Here is a 23,852-nt window from a genome sequence, read left to right as displayed (position 1 = left end):
GGGAGTCTAAAGTCGCTCAGCCCTATCGACGACCGCCCCGCGACCAGTGCAAGCCTGGTTTGGGGCGGTATCCATGGTCCTCGTGGCTTACCTCCCTCTCGGGCGCCCCGGCAAGAACCCGGCTTGCCGAAGGATGGAGAAGTCGCCGCTGGGCACGGCCTGGTGGAGCTGGGGGACGGTGACGCTCGCCGGGTCGGGCCCCGGCAGAACGAGGTCGCGCCAGGGCTGATTCAAAGTCTTGGTGATCATGTGGCGTTGCTGGTCAGGGCAGTCCGATCAAGTCCAGCGGACGGGTGAAGGGCGTATAGGAGGCCTCGCGTACGCCGGCGGCGATGCTGTGGTGGCCGGCTGCGCGCAGGGTGCTGATCGCGAAGCTGCGCAGTGTGGCCATGTTCGCCGGTCCGTGTCCGGTGCGGATCTTCGAGGCGTCCTCGCCGAACGTGATGTCTCTGACGTGGTGCACGGCCTCGATGCCCCATTGTGCGCGGGCGAGTTGGCCGATGGCCTGAGGAGATGCCGCACGCGCCGTCAGGTCGGTGATGGCGTGGACGGTCTGGCGGGTGATCTTGCCGGTCTTGAGGTCGGTGCGGTGCCGGTGGATCTTCGCGGCCTGCGTCACGTAGGGGAAGTCCAGGCCGAGACTGGTGACGGTGAGTGTGCGTACCGAGCGGGTCTCACGCCGTCCGTGCCCCGCCTCGCGGTCGTAGCGGCGGGAGGTCACCTCTTTCCACGGCAGCGATCGCAAAGTGTTGTGCAGCGTCGGCTGGTTCTGTTTGACCACGAGCAGGTAGTGCGCCCTCTTTGCTTCGACCAGCCACCTGGCGTGGTCACGGTGGGTGTGCAGGGCGTCGGCGGTCACCACGACACCGGCCAGGTCGAACGGGGACAGCAGCTTCGTGAAGCCGGTGACCTCGGTGGTCTTGTCCGGCGCCCGCAGCTGGCTGACGGTGCGTCCGCCTTCCAGGACGGCGGAGAGCAGGTGGGCGGCCGGGCCGGCGTCCGTGCGTGAGCCGCGGGCGGCTTTGCCGTCCATGGCCAGGTGCCGACTGCCCGCGGGGTCGCATCCGAGCAGGTCGGCAAGCCCGCCGGGACATACGAGAGTCAGCAGGCGGCGGATGGTGGAACTCGACGGTGCGCGGCGCACACCCAGCGGGCTGGCCGCGCGCACGCCGAGCCGGGCGAGTGTGTCCAGGGGCGCGTGGCGGGCCCACTGGCCCGCCGCCAGACAGGAGCGAGCCCCGGCCAACACCGCGCAGCAGGCGGTGAGCAGGGCCGATGCCAGCGAATGGCGTCGTCCCCGCCGATTGCGCGGATCGCGAAGAACGGACAGCCGTTCGGTGACACCGTTCACGCCGCGCTGGGCGGCGGTGGGCGACTTGGTCAGGCAGACAGTGGCAGACTGGCGGCACATCGAAGCAGTGATGATGGTGCCGTGGTCCTCCGCCGGGTCTGACCCACATCGAAGCTGACGCCCAAGGGCTGTCATGTCGGAGAACTGTCGACTCGCTGCGGAGGGCCACCACGCACACAGCCGATCGGGCGCTCGTGACCTGATAGGAGCTTGGGCTAGAAGCCCCCGTCACTGCTTTGTCCGCCGCCCGACCGGCGTGTGCTGCCCCTCTTCGCAACCCGGAAGGACAGCACTTCCATCATGGCCGATCAGCGCCCGGACGTCTTCGGAGGCGTGGACACCCACGCCGACACCCACCACGCCGCCGTCGTCGACCCCATCGGCCGGCACCTGGACGACGCTCAGTTCCTGACCACGAGCGACGGCTATCGCGCCCTGCTGGCCTGGCTGCGCTCTTTCGGGACCGTGCTCGCCGTCGGTGTCGAGGGCACCGGTTCTCCGGACGGACAGGGCGACTTGGGAAGGTCACCCCGTCAACCGGAGCTTCGTTGCGTCCGTGACGGTCTTCCACCGGATCATCACACACCAACGACCTGCACGTTTCCATGACCCCCAGGACTTTGAATCAGCCCTGGGGAGTAGCCGAGCAGCCAAGTCCCCTGGCTACGAATGGCTGTTTCAGGAGGCGGGTGTGAGCACGATGGTCTCTTCGCACGGTTCATCCGCGAATACCTTCAGGCTCTCGAGTTCGGCCGGGTCGGCGGCGAGGTTCCAGCGAACTTTGGTGCCCACCATTCCGAGATGTAGCGGCAGTGCTGGTCCGCGGCCGGGGGCAGCCATTGGGCGGGGTCCTGGTCTGCTTTGGAGCGGTTGCTGCATGCGGTGACGGCGACGAGTGAGACGGGCGTCTGCTGGTCGTTTGCGCAAGCTTCGCGGCGCGTGGGCGCCCAGGCGGAGGCTCCAGTTGGCAGGGGGCGTCATGCCAGCTGTGCTGTATTCGAAGCCGCTGGTGGGGTCGGGAAGATGTCAGGGGCGAGCGTTAGGGTGCGTATCCGTGGACGCTGCTGATCTTGACTACCGGGCCCGGACGCGGTCCGGCTGCATCCCGCCGGAACTGGTTGCGCGGCTGCTTGAACGCGGCCATGTCGACGTGGTGGAGCTGCAGGCGGGACACGGGGAGTGGTTCTGCGCGCTGGCCTGGGCGCGGTTGCTGGGTGAGCAGGGCCGCCAGTCCGACGCGCTGGAGGTGCTCGCTCCGTACCTGGCGACCGGCTGGTGGACGGCCGTCGAAGCCGCCGCCGAGCTGCTGGAGGGCTGGGGCCGCGCCGACGAGGCAGTCGAGATCACCCGGGTCCGCATGGAGGCCGGACACCCCATGGCGCTGGAGTCCTACACGCGCCTGCTGGCCCGGCACGGCCGTGCCGAGGAGGCGTTCACCCTGCTGTGCCCGCACATCGCCGATCCCTCCCTCGCCGCGGCGCTGGTTGACGTCGCAGCCCCGGCCGGCCGCGACGAGGAAGCCGCCGCGCTGCTCGCCGCCCGGACCGAGCACCAGTGCTCCGACTTTCCGTGGTGCTGCCGAGGCCTCGATCGCGACACGGCAATCGGGCTGCTCGCCACGATCCGCGAGCGCCAGGGCCGCATCGACGAGGCGATCGCGCTGCTGCGCCCCGACGGCAACACGTTGCTCAACCGCAAGCAGCTGGCCGCGTTGCTGGCACGGCACGGCCGGCTCGACGAGCTTCGGGCAGCCGCGGCGAGTGATGACGCGGGGTACGCCGTACGACAGCTCGCAAGGTTGCTGGAGGAACTCGACAACGTGGAGGGAGCGATCGCGACCTACCGGCAGACCGACCGATCCGGGGCCCACGATCCCAACCAGGCTGTTGAGCTCGCGCAGCTCCTGGCCCGGCACGGCCGGGAGGACGAAGCAATCGATGTCATGCGGATCCAGGCCGACGTCCACAACGGAGACGATTGGATCCTCCATGTTCTGGCCGGCCTGTATCTCGACCAGGGCCGCCCCGAGGACGGCCTGGCACACCTCGACGCTCTCGCTGGCGCCCGCGGGGGCGAGGAGTACTGGGACCTCTACTGGATGCGGCTGCCGCTGATCGCCGCCCGTGACGGCGTCGACGAGGCGATCGCACAGGTCCGCGCCCACCCCGAGGGCATGACCTCGTACGCGGCACCACACGTTGCCGAGTTGCTCGTCGGCGCCGGACGCACGGAGGAGGCCGTCGCAGTCTTGCGCCCGCACGCTCTCGCAAACCGCGACGACCTGGCCGGGTACCTCATCGACCTCGGCCACATCGAAGAGGCCGTGGCCCTCCTGCATCAGGACAAGCCGCGTCTGCCACAGCCCTCGATCACCACCGCTTGGAGCGAAGAACCCCCGTTCTGAAGATCTGCCTGACGTAAACCAGGGGGCCGGTCAGCCCGCCGAGCCGCCGTCGATGGTGGGCGACATGTTCGTGAAGACGAACACGTGGCCGTAACGCTCGGCCAGGCGCTCCATGGCGTCGAACTCGTCGGCGTTCTCCTTGGTCAGGACGATGTTCAGCTGAAGCCGTAGGCCTGCCTCGCGGGCGGCGTCGAGCCCGCGGACGAGGCGGCCGAACGCGCCCTGGTTGCGGGTGAATGCGTCGTACGTGTCCGGCGTCGCGCCGTAGACGCTGAGCGACAGGTGGTGGGGTGGCCGCTCGGCGAGTGTCTTAAGGATCTTCGGCTTGTGGAGCTGTGAGCCGTTCGTCGAGATGGTCAGCATGAGGTCGAAGGCGTACGCGTACGCCTCGGGGAACTCGCGGTCGATCAGCGGTTCGCCGCCTGTGATCTGGAGCCAGAGCACGCCAGCGTCGCGCATGATGTCGAGCAGCCGGACCTTGTCGGGCCACGGCACTGCCTCCAACCGTTTCAGCCCGAGGTAACAGTGGGGGCAGTCGTAGTCACAGCCCTTGTTGATCTCACACGAGGCGCGGGCGTAGCCGTAAGGGCTCGCAATCCGTACGAGCACGGTGCCGGCCAGGGGCTGCCCGGCGATGTCGAGCGAGAAGGCCTGGCGGGCGGCGTCGACCAGCCAGGCCGGTGGGAGCCGGCCGTCGTCCGCGGCCCGCTTCACCTCTGCGTAGCGGGCATGAGGGATCTGGACCCCGGTGTCGTGTCCGGGGCGGACGATCAGATGCTCGTCGAGGAACGGGCTCGCGATCAGGGCGTGCACAGGGCCTCCAGGTCGCTTCGGCTCTCAGCGCGGCGGGTTGTACGGGAGCGGGATCAGGCGATGGTGCGCAATGTCGAGGAACGGTTCGTGCGGGTGCGGGTGCGGGTGCGGGTGCGGGTGCGGGGGTGGAGAGGCGCCGACCAGGCGGTGACGGGGGATACCGCCCGGCCGGCGCCGGTCTATGCGGGCCCGGGCCCACCGGACGCGGGCAGGTAGGCCAGGAACACTGCCCGGTGGTGGAGCTGGTCGAGGATGTCCGCGTACGCCTGGTTGTCGGTGATGATTGCGGCTCGGCTGAGGGCGACGATGCCGTGCGCGAAACCCCGCGCGGCATACAGGCAGGCTTCCGCGAACCCGCTGCGCTGCCCGATCGGCGGGGGCTGGCCGAGGTCGGCGAACGAGGTCGCGGCGAGCTGCCATCCCCGGCTGCGCACATACTTTTCGATCAGCTCCAGATCCGCCCGCCGCTCAGGCCCGGGTGCGGCCAGGATGTAGGGGGCGACGCGCACCGTGCGGCCTGCCGCGCGGGCCGCAGCCACGGTCTCCGCCTGGAAGCGCCGCCGTGCAATCTCAAGGCGCGCGTCTTCGGGCCGGGGCGCGAGTGCCGGGGAGCCGCTGGGGGTCGTCACAGTGCATTCCTCAGGGTGGGATCAGGAGATGGTGCTCAGGGAGGTGCCGAGGAGTTCCTCGTGCGGGACGGGGCCCGGCCGGAAGCGGGCGAGGAAGTCCGCCAGGGGAGTGGGAGGCACGAGACGGTCTGAGCGGCAGGGGCGCAGCCAGTACGGGCCGGGCGGCTCGGTCCGATCCAGCGGGGGCAGGGCGAGCAGGTACGGGGAGCTCAGGCAGGTGGCGTAGCGGTGGGGCTTCCACCTCTCGCGTGTGCCCGGCGGGACGAGCCAGATGAGCCGGCCGTGTTCCGGGTCCTCGATCACCGGCCCGCAGGCGCGCGCGTCGGGACGTGCCCCGGGGGAGCGCTGGATCTCGTCCATCACGCTGACGGCGGCGTAGGCCTTGGCGCCGGAGGCAGTGACGACGATGTCGAACAGCGCCCCGCCCAACGGCAGCGTCGGCGGGGCCCCGCGCTGCAGATCCAACAGGCTCCGCACGCGCGTGGCCAGATCACCCATGCCCTGAGGGACCGGGCCGGCCGCGATGTCCTGGGGCGTGAAGTCCACGCGGGGCGCCGGCCTGCTGCCGCGCCGGCTCGGCATGCGCTGGGGAAGGCCTGCGTGGCTCATACGCCATCCTCCCAGCGGGCAGGGAGGATGGCCTGCACGGTTTTGCCGCAGGCCACCCCGTCGTCCTTCAGCAGGTCCCAGGCGAGCGTGCCCCCGTAGTGGGACACCCACCACAGACCTGGCGGTACAGGCCGGGGCTCGCGGCTCGGCTTCGCGGCCTGCGCGAAGCCCGGGAAGTCGGGGAGCGCGTCGTCGACCTCGACGAGGAGTTCGTCCGTGTCCGGGTGGGCGAGCAGGCGGAGAACGACCGTGCCGTCGGAGAAGGGCTTCCCGTGCCGGGCCGCGTTGTCGACCAGGCGAGCGGCGACCCGGGCGGCGGCGTCGATGCTGCCGGGCCACCGGCAGATGGTGAGCTGCGGCCGGGTGCGCAGCCGCGCATTCGCGGCTGCTCCAGTGTCGGCGACCAGAGGGGTGACCCAGTTGAAGGCGGGACGTTCCACAGGCAGCGGCAAGAGCGCGGTCGTGACGCCGGCCGGGCGCAGCACGGTGACGGTCGCTCCCCCCGGCGGGGCGTCCGCTGGGGCTGCGGATTTGATTGCGTGCGGTTTCACGGCGGGGACTCCCGGGTTCATGATCGTGCTCGGTCAGGCACTCTCTGTGAGGTCTGACACCACCGTGACAACCGTGGGCGGACGGATCTACCCCCATATCCGCCTCGGCTTCGGGGAGAGAAGCTGACGCCTTCCCCGGACGTTCCTCGGACTTCCCTCGGAATCGGTAAGTACCTTCTGTAGAGGGCATTTTGATTGAGACAACGTTCTACCGTCGGATCAGTGACGTGCAGTCGGATGATCGAGGAGGAAGCCGTGTTGCTCTTCCGGAAGGCCCTGGAGTTACGCGGCATACGCACCCCCGATGACTTCATCCCGGAGTACCGGAAGGTGGCTGAACGGCTCGGATCGAGGGACGTAGAACCGGCCCTGAAGACCGTCGAAGGATGGATCTACGAGGGGCGAAAGCCGCAGCGGGTGTTCCGGCCGGTCATCGTAGAGATGCTGGGCTACACCATCGAGCAACTGTGGTCCCCGGAGGACGCTACGCCGCACTTCGCCTCGCAGGCAGACATGTCACCGACTGCACCCCATGCCGAGCTCGGCATGGACCTGATCGAGATGAGAAGGACGGGCACGATGGCAGTACGACGCGCGAAGGATTTCCTGCTCGGGGCAGACCGGGACCGGGTGGGTGACGACACGCTCGGTGTGCTCGATGATGAGGTGCGACGCCTGGTCGCTGAATACCCCCGGGTCCCGCTCCCGACGATGTGGCCCGACCTGCTGGAGACCCAAGACCAGGTCTTCCGGCTCCTGGAAGGCGGCCGTGTCCGGCCCTCGCAGCTCCGCGACCTGAACGTCGCGGGCGCCATCCTGAGCTTCCTGGTAGCCAAGGGCTTCCACGACATGCAGAACCCCCACGAGGCCATGACGATGACCCGGGTCGCAGCAGCGTGCGCCAGGGACGCCGAACACCCCGGACTCATCGCCCTCACCGACGGCCTCAAGTCGCTCATCTCCTACTGGGCAGGACGGCCCGCGGACGCCTACCACTACGCCGGCCAGGGCGCCGAGAACGCCGTCAACGTGCAGGGAACCGCGGGCCTGTGGCTCCTCGGCCTCAAGTCCCGCGCCGCCGCGGTGCTCGGCGACGAGGAGACCGCGCGCGAGGCGAACCGGCAGGCCACCAGCCGGAGAGAGCACGTCGTCCCGGACGACCTGGACGAGCTCGGCGGGCTGTTCACCTACAGCCGCGCCAAGCAGCTCTATTACACGGTGGAGGCCGAAGTGCTCCTGGGCCACGGCGGTGCGCAGCTCGCCGCGCAGGCCGAGGAAGCCGTTGATGCGTTCGCCGACCCCCACGCCCGCGACTGGGCATTCGGCGATCTCGCTGGCGCGCAGTGCGACCTCGCGCTCGTACGGCTCTACGGCGGCGACCTGGACGGCGCAGCGACCGCAATCCGCCCCGTGCTCAACCTGCCAGCCTCCCACCGCAACAACGGGATCATCGTCTCCGCCAGGCGCGTCCGGGCCGCACTTGATGCCGGGTCCGTGCGCACTGCCGCGATCGCGCGTGACCTGCGCGCGGAGATCGAGGCGTTCCCGGCCGCCAGGCCTGCCCTGCCCCGCGGGTAGAGTCCGGGCATGCATCCGGTCACCCGTTCCAGCACACGCCTCGGCCTGCGGGAGCTCGCCCTCACGGACGTGGAGGCGGTGCACGCCATCTACGGCGACCCCGTCGCGACCCAACACCTGTCGTTCGAGCCCCGTAACCGGGAGCAGGTCGAAGAGATCGTGGCCCGGTCCGTGGTGGCCGCCGCGGAGACACCCCGCACCGAGTACGCGCTCGCCGTCGTCGAGCAGGAGAGGGGCGAGCTGATTGGGTTCGGTCGTTTGGCCCTCGATCCCCACCAGCAGCGCGGAGCCACCATGGGCTTCGCGCTGCACCCGCAGGCGTGGGGGCGTGGCTACGGCGTGGAAACGGTGCGGCTCCTTCTCGGCTTCGGCTTCAACGATCTTGGCCTGCACCGTATTTGGGGCGCCCGTGCCCCGCTCAATGTGGCTTCGGAGCGCACCATGGCGGCGGCTGGCATGGTCGAGGAGGGCGTCATTCGCGAGCACGTCATGAAGGGTGGAGGATGGCGTGACTCTGTCGTGCACGGCATCCTCGACCGCGAGTTCTTCCCTCACTCCTGAACTTGGGCGCGGCCTTCCGCGACTACCGGGTGCGCAGGGCCGCCGCACAGCGGTACGGCGGCGAGCGGGTCTTTCGCCCCTGGCCGTGAGGCGGTTGTAGACGGTGTCGGCGGTGTGTGACCGTCCGCCTGCGATCTTTCGGTTTCGTGACAGCGGAGTGAGAGACAGCGAGGGTCTGTGCGTTAGCGCTGGTCAGCGTTGCTTTGCGGGGTGGGGCTCACTGTCATGGATGTGAGAAATCGGGGCGACTCCACTCTCACGGGGCGGTATTAGTGCAGGTGGCGCACTGACATGAAACCGAGAGATCTCAGTCCCCAAACCGAAGACCGGATCGCGGGCGCCCCTCGCGTGCTCCCCGCGCCCGCGGGGATGGTCCCAGCCCTCAGTACGGGGCCCGCCTGTCCGGCTCGTGCTCCCCGCGCCCGCGGGGATGGTCCCCTCGGCAACGGGGACGATCCGTGGCCGAAAGTGTGCTCCCCGCGCCCGCAGGGATGGTCCCATGGGCACCGACGAGGCGCCCGACTGGCAGCTGCGCTCCCCGCGCCCGCGGGGATGGTTCCCAGGTCAAGACCGCAGGACTGCTCAACGAGATGTGCTCCCCGCGCCTGCAGGGATGGTCCCTACGAGGTGACGATCAACAGCCTGGAGTGCCGTCTGCGGGTAGTTCGAGGGGCTTGTTGGTGGATGCTCTGTGCGGCTTCCGTCGGTCCGGCATTCCCCTTGGGGCCGGATGGATCCGTTCGGTGGTGAAGACGGCACCCTGTCTGCTTTCGTAGTGTCTTCAACTGCTTCGCGCGTGGAGGCCGCCTTGGGTAGTAGCCGCACATCCCGATCTGCCACCCGTAAGTCCACCCTCCACCGGCTCAGGCCCTCCGAGGGCACCACCCCGGAACTGCGCACGTTCGTCCGCGAGAGATACCTCGACAGTGAGGATTACCAGGTCAGAGAGTTCACCCGCCTGGGGATGGAGGGCTTGCTGATCACCGGAGGCGTTCCCCGAGAGCGCGCCGACTGGTGCAGCGCGGTGGAATCCATCACCGGGCTGGAAGTCATTGAACGTAGCCGCGCCGCGGCGGGACTCATTCTCATACGCACAGGCCGCGGCACCTACGCGCTGAGCTATGGGGTGGGGCAGCACATGCTGGACCCCTACTTCCGTGACGACGAGTTCGGATTGGAGTTCGCGACCCGCTGCCTCGACGACGACGGGGTCATCAAAATCCGCAACCAGATCATGGACGGCAGAGGCCGGGTCGATGAGTACTCAGTGTCACGGGGCGAGCGGATCGACGACTTTGGTCTGGACCGTTTCGGTGCCGTCGTCCGCCGCATCTGTGGCACTGTCAGCGGACTGTCACTGACTTCCCTGGAGGCCGGCAGGACACGACCGGTCCGCGTCGAGTGCTCACAGGCCACCATCAAGCTTCCCCTTGCCACCACCGTGGAACAGTTCCTGAGCGACCTGCAGGCGATCGAGGAGGTGTGTGCAAGACCTGATCCGCTGCCGCAACTGCGTTTTGTCAGCAGGGTCCACACCCTCGACAGCCGCAGCCAAAAGGCGGTGCAGGCCCAGGCCATCCTGGAAAAGCACCTTGCGGACCCGGACAGCCCCCGCCTGATCATTGGGATTCCTGACTCGTGCCAGGAAAGCTACAGCTCTGCCCAGGCGTTCCGCGCCAGACGAGGCACCCGCACGATCGAAACGAACGACCTGGAACTGCACCACCTGCTGCAGTTCGTACAGGACAAGCCTGAGGGAGAACGGCTCAAAGCCCTCGGCGACGTACGAGTCACCATGTTCAGCGACGACGACTTCCTGACCCCGGCCAGCGTCACCACCAACGGGAAAGAGTGGCTTATCGCCGACATCACGATGGGCACAGACCGCCTATTCTACGGCAACGGCAAATGGTTCGAGGTAGGGGCCGGCTTCCTTGAGACCCTGGAAGAAGAACTCACCGCCCTGTTTGCCCAGCCGCAGACGGTCACCCTCCCGCGCTGGACCAAAGGCCCACTCGATTCCAAAGGCCGCGACTCTCACGACGAGGACTGGTTCAACCACCAAGCGGCGAAGCCGGAAGGATACCTGCTCTTCGACAAGAAAGACATCGTCACGGGGAAGTTCAGGGGAGGAGGCCTGGAGATCTGCGACGTTCTCGGACCCGAGAACCAGTTGATCTGCATCAAGAAGGCACCCGCCAGCACGGCCCCCCTCAACCACCTCTTCGCCCAGGGCGTGGTCGCCGTTGAGACGCTGCGCAGCGACCTTGAAGTACGGACTAAATTCCTTGATCAGGTGGCCGCACACACGCCGGACCACCGCCTGCTCGACGACTTCGGTACGCTCCGGGTGGTCTTCGGGATCCTTCTGAAGGACGGCCAGGACATCCGTGTTGACTCGCTCTTCGCATTTGCCCAGGTCTCGCTGCTCCAGGCGGTCAGGCGGCTGCGCGCGATGAACGCGGAGGTCGAAGTTGTTGCTATCCGCCGCTGACGCAGAGGTCCGCACCTCGCCTGCATGTTGCCGAGTATCTGTCAGCCGGTGGCACGAACGCGCGGTCGAAGAGCGCTGTTGTTGGTTCTGTCCGGGGTGGATGCCGACGGTGAAAAGTGGGGAGGGCGCCTGGCTACGGGGTGGGCTGGTTTTCGAGCCAGGTGGTGGGGATGAGTTTTTCTCCGTTGCGCCAGTTGTAGCGGACGGAGGCCTGGTACCAGTCGTGGGGCAGGTCCGCGTGGTCGCTGACGATCATCTGGAAGTTCGGGGAGAGTTCCCTGACGATCTGGTGCATGAGTTCGAAGAGGCGGGTGACGGTCACTCGGTCTTCGTCCAGGGCGATGTCTTCCAGTCGTCCTCGCTGTTTGGCCATGTCGGAGGGGTAGTAGGGCTGAGTGGGTTGGTCGAGCATGAGGAAGCGGGGGACGGGGCGGCTGTTGGCGACGAAGTACTGGTGGAGGGCGAGATGGGCGGCCACGTGGTAGCCGACGTGGTTCTTGCCGCTGCCGATGCGGAGCAGTTCGGTGATGCCCTCATCGGTGTCGGCGACGACGGTGAGCTTCTTGAGGTCCAGTCGGACCAGGCGGTCACCGTGTTCGAGTTTCAGGGTTCGGGCGTGGCCGGTCATTTTGCCGCTGATGTAGCTGAGGCCGTGGGTGAGTTTGTCGTCGGCAGCGTCGTTGTCGAGCTCTTCTTCGATGCTTTGGACGAGTTGCTGGGCGACGGCGACTTTCGTCTCAAGGTACTGGCGGTGTCCGCTGTCGGATGCTGTGTTGATCTGGCCCAGGTAGGCGCTGATCCTGCCACGGGTGTAGGCCTGGGCTTCGGCCTGTCCTAGTAGGCCGGCCTGCTGGTTGTGCTGTTCGGCGATGATGCTCAGGGCGCCTTCGATGCCGCGGAGCTGTTCGCGTAGGCGCGTCGCCGTCTGCTCGATATCGCGCAGGGCCTGCTCGCGGCGGGGCTGGACGGTTCGGACGCTGTCAAGTTGCCCTCGGAGGTCTGCGAGGGTGGTGTGCATATCGGCGACGGTGGGGTCGGGCTCGTCCAGTTCGTTTCCGCACAGGGGGCAGCTGCGTTCGCCGGGGATGCCGTCGGGTACCAGGTTGAGCGCGGATAGGCGTGACATGCCGCGGGCGACGGCGCCGGTGTAGCCGGCAGCCTGTGTCTCCAGATCGTTCAGGAGCTGGCGTTCTTCTGCGAGGGAGCGGAGCTGCCGCCGGAGAGCGGATGACTGTTCGGTGAGGAGCAGCTCCTGCCGCCGCTGTTCCTCGTCTGCGTTGTCCGGGGTGGGCCGAAAGGAGGCAGCCTGCTGCAGGGCCTCGATGACGGCTGCTCTGTCAGAGGTGTCGACGCTGCTGTCGGGGAGCAGTCCGTGGACGCGGGCTTCGCCGAGGAGGGACTCAAGGCGGGCCTCGATGTCCTGGTTCGCTTCCTGAGCGGCTTTGAGGTCGTTCTCGGCGCGGCGGAGGGCTCGTTTGGCTTGGGTCAGCTGCTGCTGGAGCGCGGCCTGGTCTTCGGGGACCGCGCCGAGGAAGTAGGGGATCGTGGCTTTGAGGCTCTCCGGGATGCCGCGCTCGTTCTGCCGGTGGAACAGCGCCCGCTTGGAGGCGACTTCGTCCTGGTTCTGCAGGCAGAGCAGGACGGCGTGGCCGAGGTTGGCGCTGAGCGGGGAGAGCAGGCTCCCCGGTGCCGGCTCGGTGCGGGTGTCTCCGATGCCGATCCGGCGTCCGAGCTGGTGGCGCAGTTGTGTGGAGTCGGTGTTGACGCGGAGGTCGGGCAGTTCCGGGATACCGAGGTCGCTACCGACTTCGAGCATGGCGTTGGTGACGGACTTGGCGCCGGGGCGAGGCGCCGGCCGTGCGGCCAGGATGCGGGTGTCGGGCAGCTGCAGGATGACTGCATACCATGCGACGGTGTTGAAGATCGGGCTGATCGGGAGCGTGGCCTCGTCCCTGCCGAGGCAGAAGTCGACGATGTCGAGCAGCGCGCTCTTGCCTGTCTGGGACGTGCCGGTGACGATGTTGAGCTCGCCGAGCCGGAAGTCCAGGACGCGCTTTTCGCCACTCTTGCTGTAGAGGATGATCGACCGGATCTGCACCGGCTCAGGGTCTCACGCCGAGCAGCGCGAACACGGTGGAAAGGCTGTCGGACTTGGCAGTCCAGCGGCCTATCAACGATGCGGCCTTGATCAGGTCGGCGAGTTCGCCCTCTGTACGGGACTTCGACGGAAGCCTGCTTCTGAGGGAGCCCTGCTCGATGGTGAGCATCTGGTGGCGGATCCCGAAGCGCAGGCCTTCCCGTACGGCGGGTGCCAGCGAGGTGCTGCGGGCGGCAAGGCCTGCAACGAGTGCCGGGTGTTCCGCCACCCAGTTCGGCAGATGGGTGCGCGTCGAGGTGGGCAACGCTCGCCGCGTGGGTCGGTGTAGGACCAGCGGGGCCACGACGAAGGCCATCGGCCATGGCATCAGCCTGCCGGAGGCTTCCCGCTCGTAGTCGCGCGCCGCAGTGGCCACGACGGCGGCGACAAGGGCAGGGTTGAGGAAGGCGGCACTGGCTTGAGGCCGCTGTGTCCAGCTAGGCACGCGCGGCCCTAATCAGGTTCTTCACCCGTGCCTCGAAGTCAGGGTGCCACCCGATTCGTCCGCGGTCTGCCAGCTCGTGGTGCTTGCCTCGAGAGAAGAACGCCTCGTCGTACGCTTCACGGATTCGGTACCGGGTCTGGTCCAGGGTTTTGCGCAGCAGCGCCTTGCCGGCCTGCTCTTGCTCCCGGTCGGTGGCATCTTCACCCAGGTCGTCAAGCATCCAGTCGAACTCCCGCTGCCACTCGTCGGCGAGGTTGCCTTCGAATCGTGCCAGCTCGTCGAGGTCCACCAGGTCGTCTTCGAGCCAGGCCACGGTCTGGGCGTATGCGCGGTAGTAGTCCACCATCGCCTTGTTCAACTGGCGGCCGGCGCCCACCCAGCGCAACTGGTGGACGAAGCAGGCATCCGCCAGCTCGGTCTCGGCCTCCTGCGGGAAGTCCTCACGGTCCACCAGCGTGGGCAGTCTGTCGGAGGTGTAGCTATCGCGGATGCGGCTGATGCGCTGCATCAGCCGTGTCACGGAGACGCTGGTATGCCGCTTCTGAAGCATGTCCACGGTCTGCTCATACCACCACGCCCACAGCTGCCGCATGAAGGAGTCGGCGTGCCCGTCGGGGAGCGCGGCCCTGAGCTGCACCCGGACCCGGGCGTCGAGGTCGTCGATGGACGGCGAACCGTCGATGACCCTCATCCGCCTTACGAAGACGGCACGTTGCGCCGGCTTAAGGGCCAGGAAGGCTGCCCGTGCGTCCTTCGTTCCCCTGGCCTCGGACTCCCGCGCGGCGGCGATGAGTAGGTCAAGGGCCCGTGCGGGTGCTGGATTGGGTGCCTTGAGCGCGGCCATAGCCGTGCCTGGCCGGGCCTCCTGCGTGGTGACCAGGGTCAGCATGGGGCCGTACTCGTCGCCGGGGGCATGTGTGTCCATCCAGGACTGGATGGTCCGCCACACGTCGTCGTCCTTGTCGCCGAGCGACCGCACACTGCGAATGTGGTGCTTGACCTGCAGCAGCTCAACGGGCCGACCGTCTTCTTCCCACGCGACGTCGTCGTGGAGCTCCAGGCTGATCGCCCCGTCCGGGCGATCTTCTTGTCCCCGCAGCAGCTCAAGGAGGGCGAGCTGCGCCTGGAAGATATAGCCCAGGGCCGACGCAGATGCCTCATGCGCGGAGGACGCCATGCCCACAGTCTCCCGATTCCGATAGTGCCCTGTCCAGGGCACCACACTAATCGAACACAAGTCTGATGTTGGTGGCCTTGTCAGTTCTACTTGGGGCGGATGCCGATGGCGGTGAGGAGGTGTTGCTGCCGGGGGTAGAGGGTGGTTCAGCGGGTGCGTTGCCGCTCGGGCCGAAGTCAGTAATGGCGCTCGTTACCCCTACTGCAACCCTGCCAATCGATTTGCTCGTCCGCCTGATCGTCTGGCCCGAGCCTGAGAACCTGCTGAGCGAGGACGAGAACGTGTGACGGCCGGTGTTGGGGGCGTGGTGGGTGTTGCGGCGTTGATGGTGTCGGTGGTGGCGCGCAAAGCGGCCGCATCCCTAACGTCCTTCATGTGCTGGAGCCCCTGACCTATGGGGGACGTCATCCGCGCGACCGGCGCTTCGCCATCCTCGGCACCCGCGTACTCGCCCGACTCGGCAGCGCAGCCGCCCAGGTGCAGCTCGCCGAGATCCTGCAGGCGGAGGCCAGGGAACTCGAACTGGAGCACACTCCGCCCCACGACCTTGTCGCCCGTAAACGCGACGAAGCACACCGACTGCTCCAACAGGCCGCCATATTGGCCATGCGCCGCCTTGTGCGGCTGTGCGCCGATAGATGCGCGCGTACGGATGGCAGATCACTGGTGTCCTGCGCCAGTAGGACCTGTCGGTCTCCCAGCAGCCGACGTCGACTTCGAAGTGGAACCAGATGGCTTCCTCGTTCCAGAAGCGCTGAATTCACGTCGTCAGCGATCGGCCTGCCTCTGCGACAGGGCAATACGGCGCCGTACGAGATCGACATCCATGATCTTCACGGTGAGAGCGTCGCCGACCTTGATGACGTCCGGCGGCGATTGATCCAGCTCGTCGGTGCGCACGAGCCCTTCAAAGCCGTCCTCTCGGTCTTCGATGCGGACGAAGACGCCGAACGGCACGATCTTGGTGACAGGACCTGTGACGACCTGGCCGATCCTCTGCGCTACCTGCGGCCAAGGGTCTTCCTGCACTGCTCGCAGCGACAGCGGCACTCGCTCCCGGACCATATCGACGTCGAGGACCTCAGCTGTGACCTCCTGGCCGACGCTGACGACGTCGGATGGGTGGTTGATCGGACGCCAGGAGAGTTCCGGAATGTTGATCATCGCGGTGAAGCCACCGATGTCCACGAAGGTGACGCCGAAGCTGGCGATGGTCGTCACCGTGCCGGTGACGACCTGGCCGCGGCGCAGGGTCTTCAGGAACGCCCAGTCTCGGTCGCTGGGTGTCGGTTCGGTCTGCCAGCGCGCACGGAGTACCCCGTCGCTGTCGGGCAGCACTGCGGTAAACAGCGGGAGATCTTCACCGGCGTACATGGATACGACGCCGGCAGCACGCGCGCTGGCAAGGTGAGAGGTCACGTCCTCGAACTGGGTCTCGTCCACGACCGTGCTGGTGATCTGCCCGTCTTCCTTCTCCCAGATGATCTCCACCAGCCCTTCGTCGGGCAGGGCAGCCACGGCCGTGTCGACGTCGGTGAGCAGGTCCGGCCAGACGGCCAACTGTGCACGTGGAGCCAGATGGGAGCGCACGGTCTCGATGTTGTCGCGGCTCAGGCGGTGCCACCGGGAGGCGTTGAGGGCGGAGGTCTCCTCCAGGAACGTGGCGCGGTGGGCGCCGACAGTCCAGCCAAGGTGGGCCCAGAAGTCGGCGTCGGCCGGGCGCTGCACGTATGCGGGGTCGTCGGGGGCGAAGTCGTACGGCGATGCCTCCAGGCGTTCCGGGAACAGGCCGAGAGCTCGAGTGCGGGTCAGCGCGGCTTCGCAGGGCCGGCTGCTGCCGAGGTAGAGGTACTGGTCCCAGCCGACGTGCACCGTGAACTCTCCCTCGACCTCTAGGCGGCACCAGGCCCCGTTGTCGCGGAGCATCGCTCGGACAAGTTCCAAGCCGACCTCGATCGGCACCAGTGCCCCGTCGTGGAACCCTGCGGGGTCGGCGGGGAAGAGGCCGGCCAGGCTGTCGCCGTCGACCGGTGGCTCCAGGCCGAAGTCGATGAAGCCTGCGAGCTGCGGCTCGCGGATGGCCAGCTGCTCGACGCCGCTGTCCTCGGCGAAGGCGGCGACGGCCTGCAGGTAGGCGGCTTCGACCGGCCCGTGGTCGCAGGTCGTGTCCTCAGCGCCGGCGTAGTGGCCGTGCTGATCGCGATCGGCGGGGTCGTACTTGGTGACCCGGTAGACGTAGGGCAGCACGTCACTGCCCACCGGAGGTCGACCGCGTGGCTGCGTTCGTTCGGTCCGCCCGCGGATAGCCGATTTCGGAGATGTCCTGGGCCAGGTCCGCCAGGGTGATCTCTGAGTTCAGCGACGAAACGAGTTCTTGGTCCAGCGGTCGCAGGGCATACACCTTGCCCACCGCTGTCAGGGCCACGGGAACCTCGTAGTAGTCCTCGGCGAAGCGCTGGAACGCTTCCGGAGAACGGTCGACCAGGAGACTGAACAGTCCAGTCGTTCCATCAGGATCAGCACGGCCCTCGGGAAAGTCGATCGTCCCGTGGCGCCACTGATCGTCGGTCTTCCCCCGCCACAAGCAGGCTGTTACGACGGGCACGCCGTCCTCGTCGGTGAACGCCGGCTCCTCCACGAAGGGCCGAAAAGTCTCGGGGACTTCGTCGACCACTCCCGGCCAAGGCTCGCCGTCGTTGCCGTATGGGCTCATGGCAGATTCATGGCCGAAGCCCCGGATGTAACCTCCGGCTGCCGAAAACACGATGGAGTACTCGTCCCCTGATCCGTTGCGCATCGAGGCCATCTCCTCGTCGGCAGCCCAAGCGGCGTTGAAGGAGTAGGACCGGCTGTCCCAGTCCGGGCTCAGGATTGCGTCGAGCATTGCAAGTGAACGGCACAGGTCCCGCAGGTCAGCGATGTTGGGAAGCTGGCGGGCTACGTCATAGACAGTCACGGGCTCATCCAACCGGATCCCACTCACATCAGCCCCGCCCTGCCCAGACGTCACGGTCAGTACCAGTCCGGCTTGCCGCATGCTCACCGGGCAGGACCTTCTAGCGCCACTCACCGCTTACGATCTCGATGAAGGATGGAGTCCTCATGGCCGTTTCGACCACTGCGCCCGGTGTATCTGATGGGGCGTTGTCCCCGTTGGGGCAGCGTCTGCGCGTACTGCTGGGTGCGGAGCGTGTTGTGGGTGATCTGCGGCGCTACTTCGGTATCGGTCTGCCGCCCGGCGCGGCGGCGTTCACCGGTAGTCGGTTCGAGCATCTGGCGGGTGGGGGAGACCGGCCGGAGGTCGCCGACCGGATCACGGCGGAGGACCTGGTCGCGGTGCAGACCCTGTCGGTCACCGTTCCGGCGCCTGTCGCGCTGGACATCCTTGAGGGCCCGCTCGGCGTGCGGCTGTCCGGCCTGCTGCACGCCATACCCAGGGACATCAACATGGTCGACGCCGACGCGGATGCTGTGGCCGACGGCTCGCCGGCAGACCAGGCCTGGCATCTCCTGCGCGGCCGGCCCGATGTCGGATGGGTGATCGCGGGCAAGCTCCTGGCCCGCAAGCGCCCGCAGCTGCTCCCCGTCTACGACCGCGTCGTCCGCTGCGCCGTCGGCCGGCCGCCGTCCTTCTGGCTCTCCCTCCACACCGCGCTGCGTGAAGACGACGCTGCATTGCACCGCCAACTGCTGGAGCTACGCCAGGCCGCGGGGGTGCCGCAGACGGTGAGTGCGCTGCGGGTCTGCGACGTGGCGGTGTGGATGGGGCACCGAGCGGAGGAGCACGCCTGTCCTCGCTGACGTCGGCAGCAACGACAAGGTCGTCCGGGTCACCGAGTACACCGACTTCGAGTCACTGCTCGACGGCGAGGGTCCCTCCAGTGTCAACCCCCACCGTCACCCGCGACCAGCAGCTCGCCAACATTCGCGCCATCTACTCACCCGAGAAGGAAGCCCTTGGCGCCCTCGCCGTCCGGATCGGGCCCCTCGTCTGACACCCTGACTTTGTCTGCATCACTGCCCCCAGCAAGGGGCGACAGGCACAAACTCACAGCTCCCCTGTGTGTGCCCTCGCAGCACACAGGGGATATGAGCCGAGGGGGCTGCCTGGAGCCGCGCTCGGCGAGCAGCTCCGGAGCGGCTTCCCGCAATCGCCCCCGCCGCGCGTGGGGTCAGCGAAGCCGACCAGTCGACCATTCGGCTAGCGCCGTCCCGCCGCCGACCGAACGTTCTCCAGCAAGGCATGCAGCAGAAAGGGCGGTTCCGTCGCGACGGTCCGGGTCGTCTCCAGATACGTGGCCGCGTTCTTCCCGTCGATGCCCTCGCCGGTGCGGACGAGTTCCTGCCGCCGCTCCTCCCACGCCGGCCAGTGCTGATCGAGGTAGGTCTCCAGCGTGTCCTCGAAGACTGTGTAGCGGCTGGCCGAGTTGTCAGCGGGCTGCGGGGTGGGAGTCGCTCCCAAGTACCGCAAAAGATTCGAGTTCTTGGTCCGGTTTGTCTGAGCCTGGCGCTCGAACGCCCGCTCCTTCTCCTGTCGCTGCTCCGGAATCAAGTGCCGCACGGACTCCCGTTTCCGCTGTTCCATGCCGAGGTCGCCGTCGAAGACCACGTAGCACGGCACGCCCAAGGCGCTGAAGAGCGCGTCGGAGATCATGAGGTTGTCCTTGCCATGGACCTCGATGACGCTAATGCCGTCCGCGCCTAGGTTCATCCCCGAGCGCTCGGCACAGCCGGTGATCACTCCTCCGTCCCCCCGCCCCTCAACGAGAACCACGGCATGGGCGAAGAAGCCCTCAGCCAGCGCGCCTCCGAGCGTCCCCTCGGTCCTGCTCCTGATCACCTGCTTGTCGACAAGCCCGTCGAGGGCCGTGAACAGGTCCTCCTCCGTGGCCTGCCATACCTCGGTGGCGGGGTGGTCCTCGCCGGCGGCGCGGCAGAGGCGGCGGATCTGGTGGTAGCCCTTCGGGTCGATGAAAACGGGGTTGTGGGTGGCGTACATGACCTGTGTGCGGCCCTGCGGCGACGTGGCGACCAGCTCGCGCAGCACCTTCGCGAAGGTTCGTGACTGAGGCGGGTGCTGGAACAGCTCGGGCTCCTCGATGGACAGGCACAACGTCCGCAGTCCGTCGGCCGGGCGTCGACGGTCGGCCAGATACTTCAGCGCCGCAATGATCAAGGCCCGTTGGAAGCCATGCCCCTGCCGGTGCACCGAGGTGTGGGCAGCACCGTCCCGGATGCTCACCTGGAAACTGGTCCGCGCGGGCCTCGGTGCCTGCACTGTAGGGGTCACAACCACCTCGCGTCCGGTGGTGAACTTGGCGACCTCCGCGGAGAGCGCGGCCGAGACCTCATCCAGGACCGGACCGTAGACCTTGGTGTGCACCTGCTGCCGGGCAAGATGAGCATTCTCCTCGATCTCGCCAAGCTGCTCGTTCGCCTGCGAGCGATCCACGGCGTGGTCAAGAATGCGTCCGAGTGCAGTCGCCTTCTGGTCGTCGGCCTCCTCGTACGCCCGTAGGTCTGCGGAAACGAACACGAAGTCGATCAACTGGGCCAGCCTGCTCTGTCCAGCAAAGCCGAAGAAATGCGTGTCCTCGACCTCGGCCTCCGTGAGGCGGTCGCGGTTGGCCAACTCCCAGGCATGCATAGCCTCCAGAGCCTTGTCCCTGCTACTGGCCGCCGTCAGCCCCAGAGTCGGATCGCTCTCTCTCAACTGATCGTAGGCACGACGCAGGTCCGTGGCTTTGTCGTGCTTCCGGACTTCCTCGAAGGGACCGTACGCGAGCGCCTTGCCCGTGATCTTGTCCTCGCCGTCCTGCCAGGTTCGCCAGATGCTCACACTCACGGCGCCGTCAGGTGCGTACCGCCCGAGGGTCTGGCGGTCATGCTCGGTCAGCCCGTCGAACTCCACCTCCACCGAGATACGGCCACCCTCGGCCGCCGAGTGGACATCGTCGTCGCTGAGTGCAACACCCTTTTCGCCGTTGAAGAACCAGTCGAGCGCACGCAGCACGGTGGACTTGCCGACCCCCGTCGGTCCGATGAAGGAAGTGATTTCTTCGAAGGAGACGTCCACCTTGTGCAGGCAGCAGAAGTTCTCGATGCGAACGCGCTTGATCTTCACGGCCGTCCTGAGCGTTTGGTACGGGCGGGGCATTTGACTCCCCATGTGACGTTTGTGGACGCTAGCAGCCTTCCTGACACCCAATCAGCCGAATTCCCGAGATGAGTGATTCCTCGGTTCCAGCGGCTATACGTACACAGCATGTCGAGCACCCAAAGTAAGGTCTTGACCGCGGGGCCGGGATGCGCAGCCCAGCCCATCGGCTGCGCAATGCCTCCTGCGACCAGGTGTGGTTGGGCTTGTGGTCGGGTTCACGAGTGGCGTGGTCGGGGTGCGCATCCGGCAGCCGGCAGCCCCTGCGCATCGGTCTGGTCCGGTGAGTGTGCAGCGCGCCCAGCCTCCGCCTCCAACACCAGCTGCCCCCTCGCCTTCCTCGAGAGCGCCACAAGGACGCGGCGCCGCGCTCAGGAAGGCAGCGCACCAGCCGGCCCCGACCAGACCACCGACCACCAGGGGCCGAGCAGGGTCACGACTCGACAACCCTGCCGTAGACCGGGCCAGCCCCACCGCTTAACGTCCGCAGCCGGACAGGGCGGCTGCCGCGCCCTCGCAGCTCACCACGGGCAAGCGGCAGCGCCCCCAGGAGCAGATCGCGCGGAATAATCCGGAGCTTGTCGCCCGTTTGCAGACCGCCTGACGCCCGGCCGCAGCGGCCGCGCCCCGGCACGCAGCCGACCACGGCAGCCGCGGCCGGCGCGGGCAGGTGAGGTGGGCGCTCGAGGCTGAGTTACCGTCTGAAGGCATGCGCGACAGCATTCCGTGCCCGGATGCACGGCGCGTCCCAGTCTCCGAAAGGGGACGTACCCGGTTAGTGCTGGTAGGAGAGGTGCTGGTGCTGCGCAGGAGGCAAAAGCCTCCCGCGGGGTCACGGTGACCTCCAGGGCCGACTGGCGGCGCTACTCGGAGGGCTGGGGCCGGCCCGATGGGCGGCGGGCGGCCTGCCGTTCACGGATGTACGGGCCAGTCAGGAGGAAGACGCTGCAGACGGTCATGCGGCGTGGGTGGATACGGTGGAGTGGTTCGTTGCGGCGGGGGTCTGGGGGATGTGTGGGGCGTAGCCGGCTTCCTGTGGAGAATGCGGGCGGTGAGGGCCTTTGTCTCTTTGTCGAGCCGTATGGCGAGGACTTCTATCTGAAACCCGGGGAGGTTTTCACGGTCGCGCCGGAAGCCGAGGGGATCGATGTCTGGTTCTCCACCCTCGTCTGGGAGGGGGGCATCACGGTGTGGCTGTATGAGGACGGCGACCCGACGAGAGTTGTCCTGGAGTACACGGTGACCGATGCAGCCGGATCCCGGCTGGAATGCGGTCACCAGAGGCCACCGAAGCCGGCCGGATCTGACGTGGCCGAACTGGACTGACCTCCTCGGTCGGCCACTTGGGCAGGGCAAGGCTGTGAAGCCAGGCGACGCCGGGTATGGCGTGGTGTCACCAGCAGGCGACGCGCTGGGTGGGGTCTTCCGACAGGAAGATCGTGAAGCGTCTGTGCGGTCCGGTGACCGTCGCCATGTAGACCCGAGCCGTTCTGCCCTCTTCGTCTGGGCGGCTGTCGCTGTGGTGGCACGGTGTCTGATGTGCCGGTTCGGCTGGCTGTTTGGTTTGTCAGGTGTCGTACTCGCCGTTCCACGGGGATGGCCCCGGGAGGGTGCGAGGCCGTTGTGTCCGCCTGCGTGGTGCCTGACACAAATCCCGTGGTCACGGGGACATCCTGTGGATAGGTTGCGCGCATGGCAGCCTTCGACGCAGATGACGGGTTCGCACCTGACCGTGCCCTGAGCCTCATGTGGAACACCTTCGTAACCCTCTTTTGGCGGCGGTCCCTCGTGGACGAGACCGTTGGCTGGCTGAACGAGCACGGCTATCAAACCGTCGTTCTCGACGCGGGTCTGTGGGCCGACGAGGATGCGTTGCACAGCGCTGTAGCCGAGGCCTTGGACTTCCCGGACTACTACGGCGAGAACCTCGATGCCCTGAACGACTGTCTTCGGGATGTGGTGTCCTACGACTACGGGACCACCAAGGAGGCAACCGGGCTCGCGATCGTCTTTCTCAACTACGACCACTTCGCACGAGTGGAACCGCGGGCGGCGCAGATCGTGCTCGACATCTTCGCTGACCGAGCCCGGAGCGCCTCGCTGTTCGGACATCGCATCATGACCTTGGTCCACAGCAATGACCCGAACATTGAGTTCGAGCCGGTGGGTGCCATGCCGGTCATGTGGAACCAGAATGAGTGGTTCGACGCGCATCGGCGCCCTGGCTGATACCGCGACATGGCCGTATGAACCGAGTCGTGAGGTCGGCGTAGCGGCCTTGAAGGCCCGGCAGCAGGGGAAGGCGCAGCAATGTGGCCGCGCCATCACCCCGGTAATCTCCATGGGTGTCTCTGACTCAGTACGTCTACTTCGCTCTCTCCAGCGAGCGCACCACCACCGACGAAATCACCCGGTTCCTGGGAATCGAGCCGGACGAGACGAGGGTGAGGGGGAGCCGAAGCACGTCACCGGTCACTGTTCCGTCCTGTCATCGCTGGAAGATCGTCTGCCGTGATCGCGAGCTGCGGGTCGACGAACAGGTCTCCCGAGTCGTCGGAAGGCTCCAGCCCCACACCGAGGCCATCGCCCGGTTGGCCGGCCGCCTTACAGCCGAGGAAGGCCCCGGAAGCGCCGTTCTGCAGGTAGTGCGCTACTTCAACGACGGTGGCCCGGAGGAAGAGCTCCTCCGGCCAGCCGACGGTCCGAACCTTTTCGGTTGGCACTTGGACCGCGGCGTCCTGGAGTTCCTCACCGTGACAGGGGCAGAGCTGGATGTCGACGAGTACGACATGACAGCACAGGAGGAAGCGTGACCCCCGGTCCGTCCGGTACCAGCGAGTGGCGGGCAGCCCCCCCCATTACCTTCTTGATCAGCCCCGCAATGGGGTTCCCGGCCTCCGGGACGGCATGACTGCTCCCCCCTGTAGTTCGCATGATCTGGGGGGT

At 67.2% G+C, this 23,852-nt stretch carries 20 protein-coding genes, 3 pseudogenes and 1 CRISPR repeat array; of the genes and pseudogenes, 11 read left to right on the top strand and 12 right to left on the bottom strand.

Annotation, left to right across the window (positions count from 1 at the left end; genetic code table 11):
• Positions 1 to 262: 262 nt before the first annotated feature.
• Positions 263 to 1,411: an ISAs1 family transposase gene (locus ABT296_RS33965; RefSeq protein ID WP_351933190.1), complete on the bottom strand. Its 1,149-nt coding sequence runs from the start codon at positions 1,409 to 1,411 to the stop codon at positions 263 to 265.
• Positions 1,412 to 1,651: 240 nt separating this feature from the next.
• Here ABT296_RS33965 and ABT296_RS33960 point away from each other — a divergent pair.
• Positions 1,652 to 1,849: pseudogene (locus ABT296_RS33960) on the top strand (IS110 family transposase); the annotation flags it as partial.
• Between the two features lie 180 nt (positions 1,850 to 2,029).
• Here the strand turns inward: ABT296_RS33960 and ABT296_RS33955 are convergent.
• A pseudogene (locus ABT296_RS33955) lies at positions 2,030 to 2,316 on the bottom strand (HNH endonuclease); the annotation flags it as partial.
• 89 nt (positions 2,317 to 2,405) lie between these two features.
• Here ABT296_RS33955 and ABT296_RS33950 point away from each other — a divergent pair.
• Entirely contained in the window at positions 2,406 to 3,755 is a 1,350-nt protein-coding gene (locus ABT296_RS33950; protein ID WP_351933188.1) for a tetratricopeptide repeat protein, read from the top strand.
• A 30-nt stretch (positions 3,756 to 3,785) separates the two neighbouring features.
• Here ABT296_RS33950 and ABT296_RS33945 read toward each other — a convergent pair whose 3' ends face one another.
• The 4 genes from ABT296_RS33945 to ABT296_RS33930 all read right to left on the bottom strand — a co-directional run bounded on the left by ABT296_RS33945 (position 3,786) and on the right by ABT296_RS33930 (position 6,357).
• Entirely contained in the window at positions 3,786 to 4,568 is a 783-nt protein-coding gene (locus ABT296_RS33945) for a radical SAM protein (RefSeq protein ID WP_351933186.1), read from the bottom strand.
• 179 nt (positions 4,569 to 4,747) lie between these two features.
• Complete coding sequence (locus tag ABT296_RS33940; protein ID WP_351933184.1) at positions 4,748 to 5,197, bottom strand: hypothetical protein; 450 nt, start codon at positions 5,195 to 5,197, stop codon at positions 4,748 to 4,750.
• Positions 5,198 to 5,218: 21 nt separating this feature from the next.
• Positions 5,219 to 5,806: a hypothetical protein gene (locus ABT296_RS33935; protein WP_351933183.1), complete on the bottom strand. Its 588-nt coding sequence runs from the start codon at positions 5,804 to 5,806 to the stop codon at positions 5,219 to 5,221.
• Positions 5,803 to 6,357, bottom strand: a complete 555-nt coding sequence (locus ABT296_RS33930) for a hypothetical protein (protein WP_351933182.1) — start codon at positions 6,355 to 6,357, stop codon at positions 5,803 to 5,805. The genes ABT296_RS33935 and ABT296_RS33930 overlap by 4 nt, the downstream gene beginning before the upstream one ends.
• Positions 6,358 to 6,594: 237 nt before the next feature.
• Between ABT296_RS33930 and ABT296_RS33925 the strand changes: the two genes are divergently transcribed.
• The 3 genes from ABT296_RS33925 to ABT296_RS33915 all read left to right on the top strand — a co-directional run bounded on the left by ABT296_RS33925 (position 6,595) and on the right by ABT296_RS33915 (position 10,990).
• Positions 6,595 to 7,935 carry a hypothetical protein gene (locus ABT296_RS33925; RefSeq protein WP_351933181.1) on the top strand — a complete coding sequence of 447 codons (1,341 nt, stop codon included), beginning with the start codon at positions 6,595 to 6,597 and terminating at the stop codon, positions 7,933 to 7,935.
• Positions 7,936 to 7,944: 9 nt separating this feature from the next.
• A complete protein-coding gene (locus ABT296_RS33920; protein ID WP_351933180.1) occupies positions 7,945 to 8,496 on the top strand; it encodes a GNAT family N-acetyltransferase in 552 nt (183 codons plus the stop codon).
• Between the two features lie 347 nt (positions 8,497 to 8,843).
• A CRISPR array of direct repeats spans positions 8,844 to 9,117; the repeat unit is 30 nt; unit sequence CGTGCTCCCCGCGCCCGCGGGGATGGTCCC.
• 109 nt (positions 9,118 to 9,226) lie between these two features.
• A complete protein-coding gene (locus ABT296_RS33915) occupies positions 9,227 to 10,990 on the top strand; it encodes a DUF6119 family protein (protein WP_351933178.1) in 1,764 nt (587 codons plus the stop codon).
• 133 nt (positions 10,991 to 11,123) lie between these two features.
• Here the strand turns inward: ABT296_RS33915 and ABT296_RS33910 are convergent, their stop codons facing one another.
• The 3 genes from ABT296_RS33910 to ABT296_RS33900 are packed head-to-tail and all read right to left on the bottom strand — an operon-like array spanning position 11,124 to position 14,749.
• Positions 11,124 to 13,088, bottom strand: coding sequence for a DUF3732 domain-containing protein (locus ABT296_RS33910; protein ID WP_351933176.1), 1,965 nt, complete (start codon positions 13,086 to 13,088; stop codon positions 11,124 to 11,126).
• 4 nt (positions 13,089 to 13,092) lie between these two features.
• Positions 13,093 to 13,572: a three component ABC system middle component gene (locus ABT296_RS33905; RefSeq protein WP_351933174.1), complete on the bottom strand. Its 480-nt coding sequence runs from the start codon at positions 13,570 to 13,572 to the stop codon at positions 13,093 to 13,095.
• On the bottom strand, positions 13,565 to 14,749 hold the full coding sequence (locus ABT296_RS33900) for an ABC-three component system protein (RefSeq protein ID WP_351933172.1): 1,185 nt from the start codon (positions 14,747 to 14,749) through the stop codon (positions 13,565 to 13,567). The genes ABT296_RS33905 and ABT296_RS33900 overlap by 8 nt, the downstream gene beginning before the upstream one ends.
• 65 nt (positions 14,750 to 14,814) lie before the next feature.
• Here ABT296_RS33900 and ABT296_RS33895 point away from each other — a divergent pair, with 65 nt between their 5' ends.
• On the top strand, positions 14,815 to 15,036 hold the full coding sequence (locus ABT296_RS33895; protein ID WP_351933170.1) for a hypothetical protein: 222 nt from the start codon (positions 14,815 to 14,817) through the stop codon (positions 15,034 to 15,036).
• A 481-nt stretch (positions 15,037 to 15,517) separates the two neighbouring features.
• Here ABT296_RS33895 and ABT296_RS33890 read toward each other — a convergent pair whose 3' ends face one another.
• Positions 15,518 to 16,996 carry a S1 RNA-binding domain-containing protein gene (locus ABT296_RS33890; RefSeq protein ID WP_351933168.1) on the bottom strand — a complete coding sequence of 493 codons (1,479 nt, stop codon included), beginning with the start codon at positions 16,994 to 16,996 and terminating at the stop codon, positions 15,518 to 15,520.
• A gap of 1 nt (position 16,997) precedes the next feature.
• On the bottom strand, positions 16,998 to 17,705 hold the full coding sequence (locus tag ABT296_RS33885) for a hypothetical protein (protein ID WP_351933166.1): 708 nt from the start codon (positions 17,703 to 17,705) through the stop codon (positions 16,998 to 17,000).
• Positions 17,706 to 17,944: 239 nt separating this feature from the next.
• Here ABT296_RS33885 and ABT296_RS33880 point away from each other — a divergent pair, with 239 nt between their 5' ends.
• Positions 17,945 to 18,550 carry a DUF6308 family protein gene (locus tag ABT296_RS33880; protein WP_351933164.1) on the top strand — a complete coding sequence of 202 codons (606 nt, stop codon included), beginning with the start codon at positions 17,945 to 17,947 and terminating at the stop codon, positions 18,548 to 18,550.
• Between the two features lie 16 nt (positions 18,551 to 18,566).
• Positions 18,567 to 18,744 (top strand): annotated as a pseudogene (locus ABT296_RS33875) (ASCH domain-containing protein); the annotation flags it as partial.
• Between the two features lie 206 nt (positions 18,745 to 18,950).
• Here the strand turns inward: ABT296_RS33875 and ABT296_RS33870 are convergent.
• Positions 18,951 to 20,873, bottom strand: coding sequence for an ATP-dependent nuclease (locus ABT296_RS33870; RefSeq protein WP_351933162.1), 1,923 nt, complete (start codon positions 20,871 to 20,873; stop codon positions 18,951 to 18,953).
• A gap of 1,068 nt (positions 20,874 to 21,941) precedes the next feature.
• Here ABT296_RS33870 and ABT296_RS33865 point away from each other — a divergent pair.
• The 3 genes from ABT296_RS33865 (at position 21,942) to ABT296_RS33855 (ending at position 23,719) form a co-directional block, all read left to right on the top strand.
• Positions 21,942 to 22,232, top strand: coding sequence for a hypothetical protein (locus ABT296_RS33865; protein ID WP_351933160.1), 291 nt, complete (start codon positions 21,942 to 21,944; stop codon positions 22,230 to 22,232).
• Positions 22,233 to 22,598: 366 nt separating this feature from the next.
• Positions 22,599 to 23,135 (top strand): barstar family protein, encoded by a 537-nt coding sequence (locus ABT296_RS33860; RefSeq protein ID WP_351933158.1) that lies wholly within the window; start codon positions 22,599 to 22,601, stop codon positions 23,133 to 23,135.
• A gap of 116 nt (positions 23,136 to 23,251) precedes the next feature.
• Positions 23,252 to 23,719, top strand: coding sequence for a DUF4279 domain-containing protein (locus ABT296_RS33855; RefSeq protein ID WP_351933156.1), 468 nt, complete (start codon positions 23,252 to 23,254; stop codon positions 23,717 to 23,719).
• The last annotated feature ends 133 nt before the right edge of the window (positions 23,720 to 23,852 follow it).

It is taken from the genome of Streptomyces sp. NPDC000983 (assembly GCF_040299205.1).
GTDB lineage: Bacteria > Actinomycetota > Actinomycetes > Streptomycetales > Streptomycetaceae > Streptomyces.
This window is presented reverse-complemented; position numbering and strand designations above follow the sequence as displayed.

Coding starts and splice junctions, on each gene's coding strand:
- ABT296_RS33935 (WP_351933183.1), bottom strand. CDS start 5,806: ATGAGCCACGCAGGCCTTCCCCAGCGCATGCCGAGCCGGCGCGGCAGC.
- ABT296_RS33965 (WP_351933190.1), bottom strand. CDS start 1,411: ATGTGCCGCCAGTCTGCCACTGTCTGCCTGACCAAGTCGCCCACCGCC.
- ABT296_RS33900 (WP_351933172.1), bottom strand. CDS start 14,749: ATGGCGTCCTCCGCGCATGAGGCATCTGCGTCGGCCCTGGGCTATATC.
- ABT296_RS33860 (WP_351933158.1), top strand. CDS start 22,599: ATGGCAGCCTTCGACGCAGATGACGGGTTCGCACCTGACCGTGCCCTG.
- ABT296_RS33920 (WP_351933180.1), top strand. CDS start 7,945: ATGCATCCGGTCACCCGTTCCAGCACACGCCTCGGCCTGCGGGAGCTC.
- ABT296_RS33895 (WP_351933170.1), top strand. CDS start 14,815: ATGTTGGTGGCCTTGTCAGTTCTACTTGGGGCGGATGCCGATGGCGGT.
- ABT296_RS33915 (WP_351933178.1), top strand. CDS start 9,227: ATGGATCCGTTCGGTGGTGAAGACGGCACCCTGTCTGCTTTCGTAGTG.
- ABT296_RS33925 (WP_351933181.1), top strand. CDS start 6,595: ATGATCGAGGAGGAAGCCGTGTTGCTCTTCCGGAAGGCCCTGGAGTTA.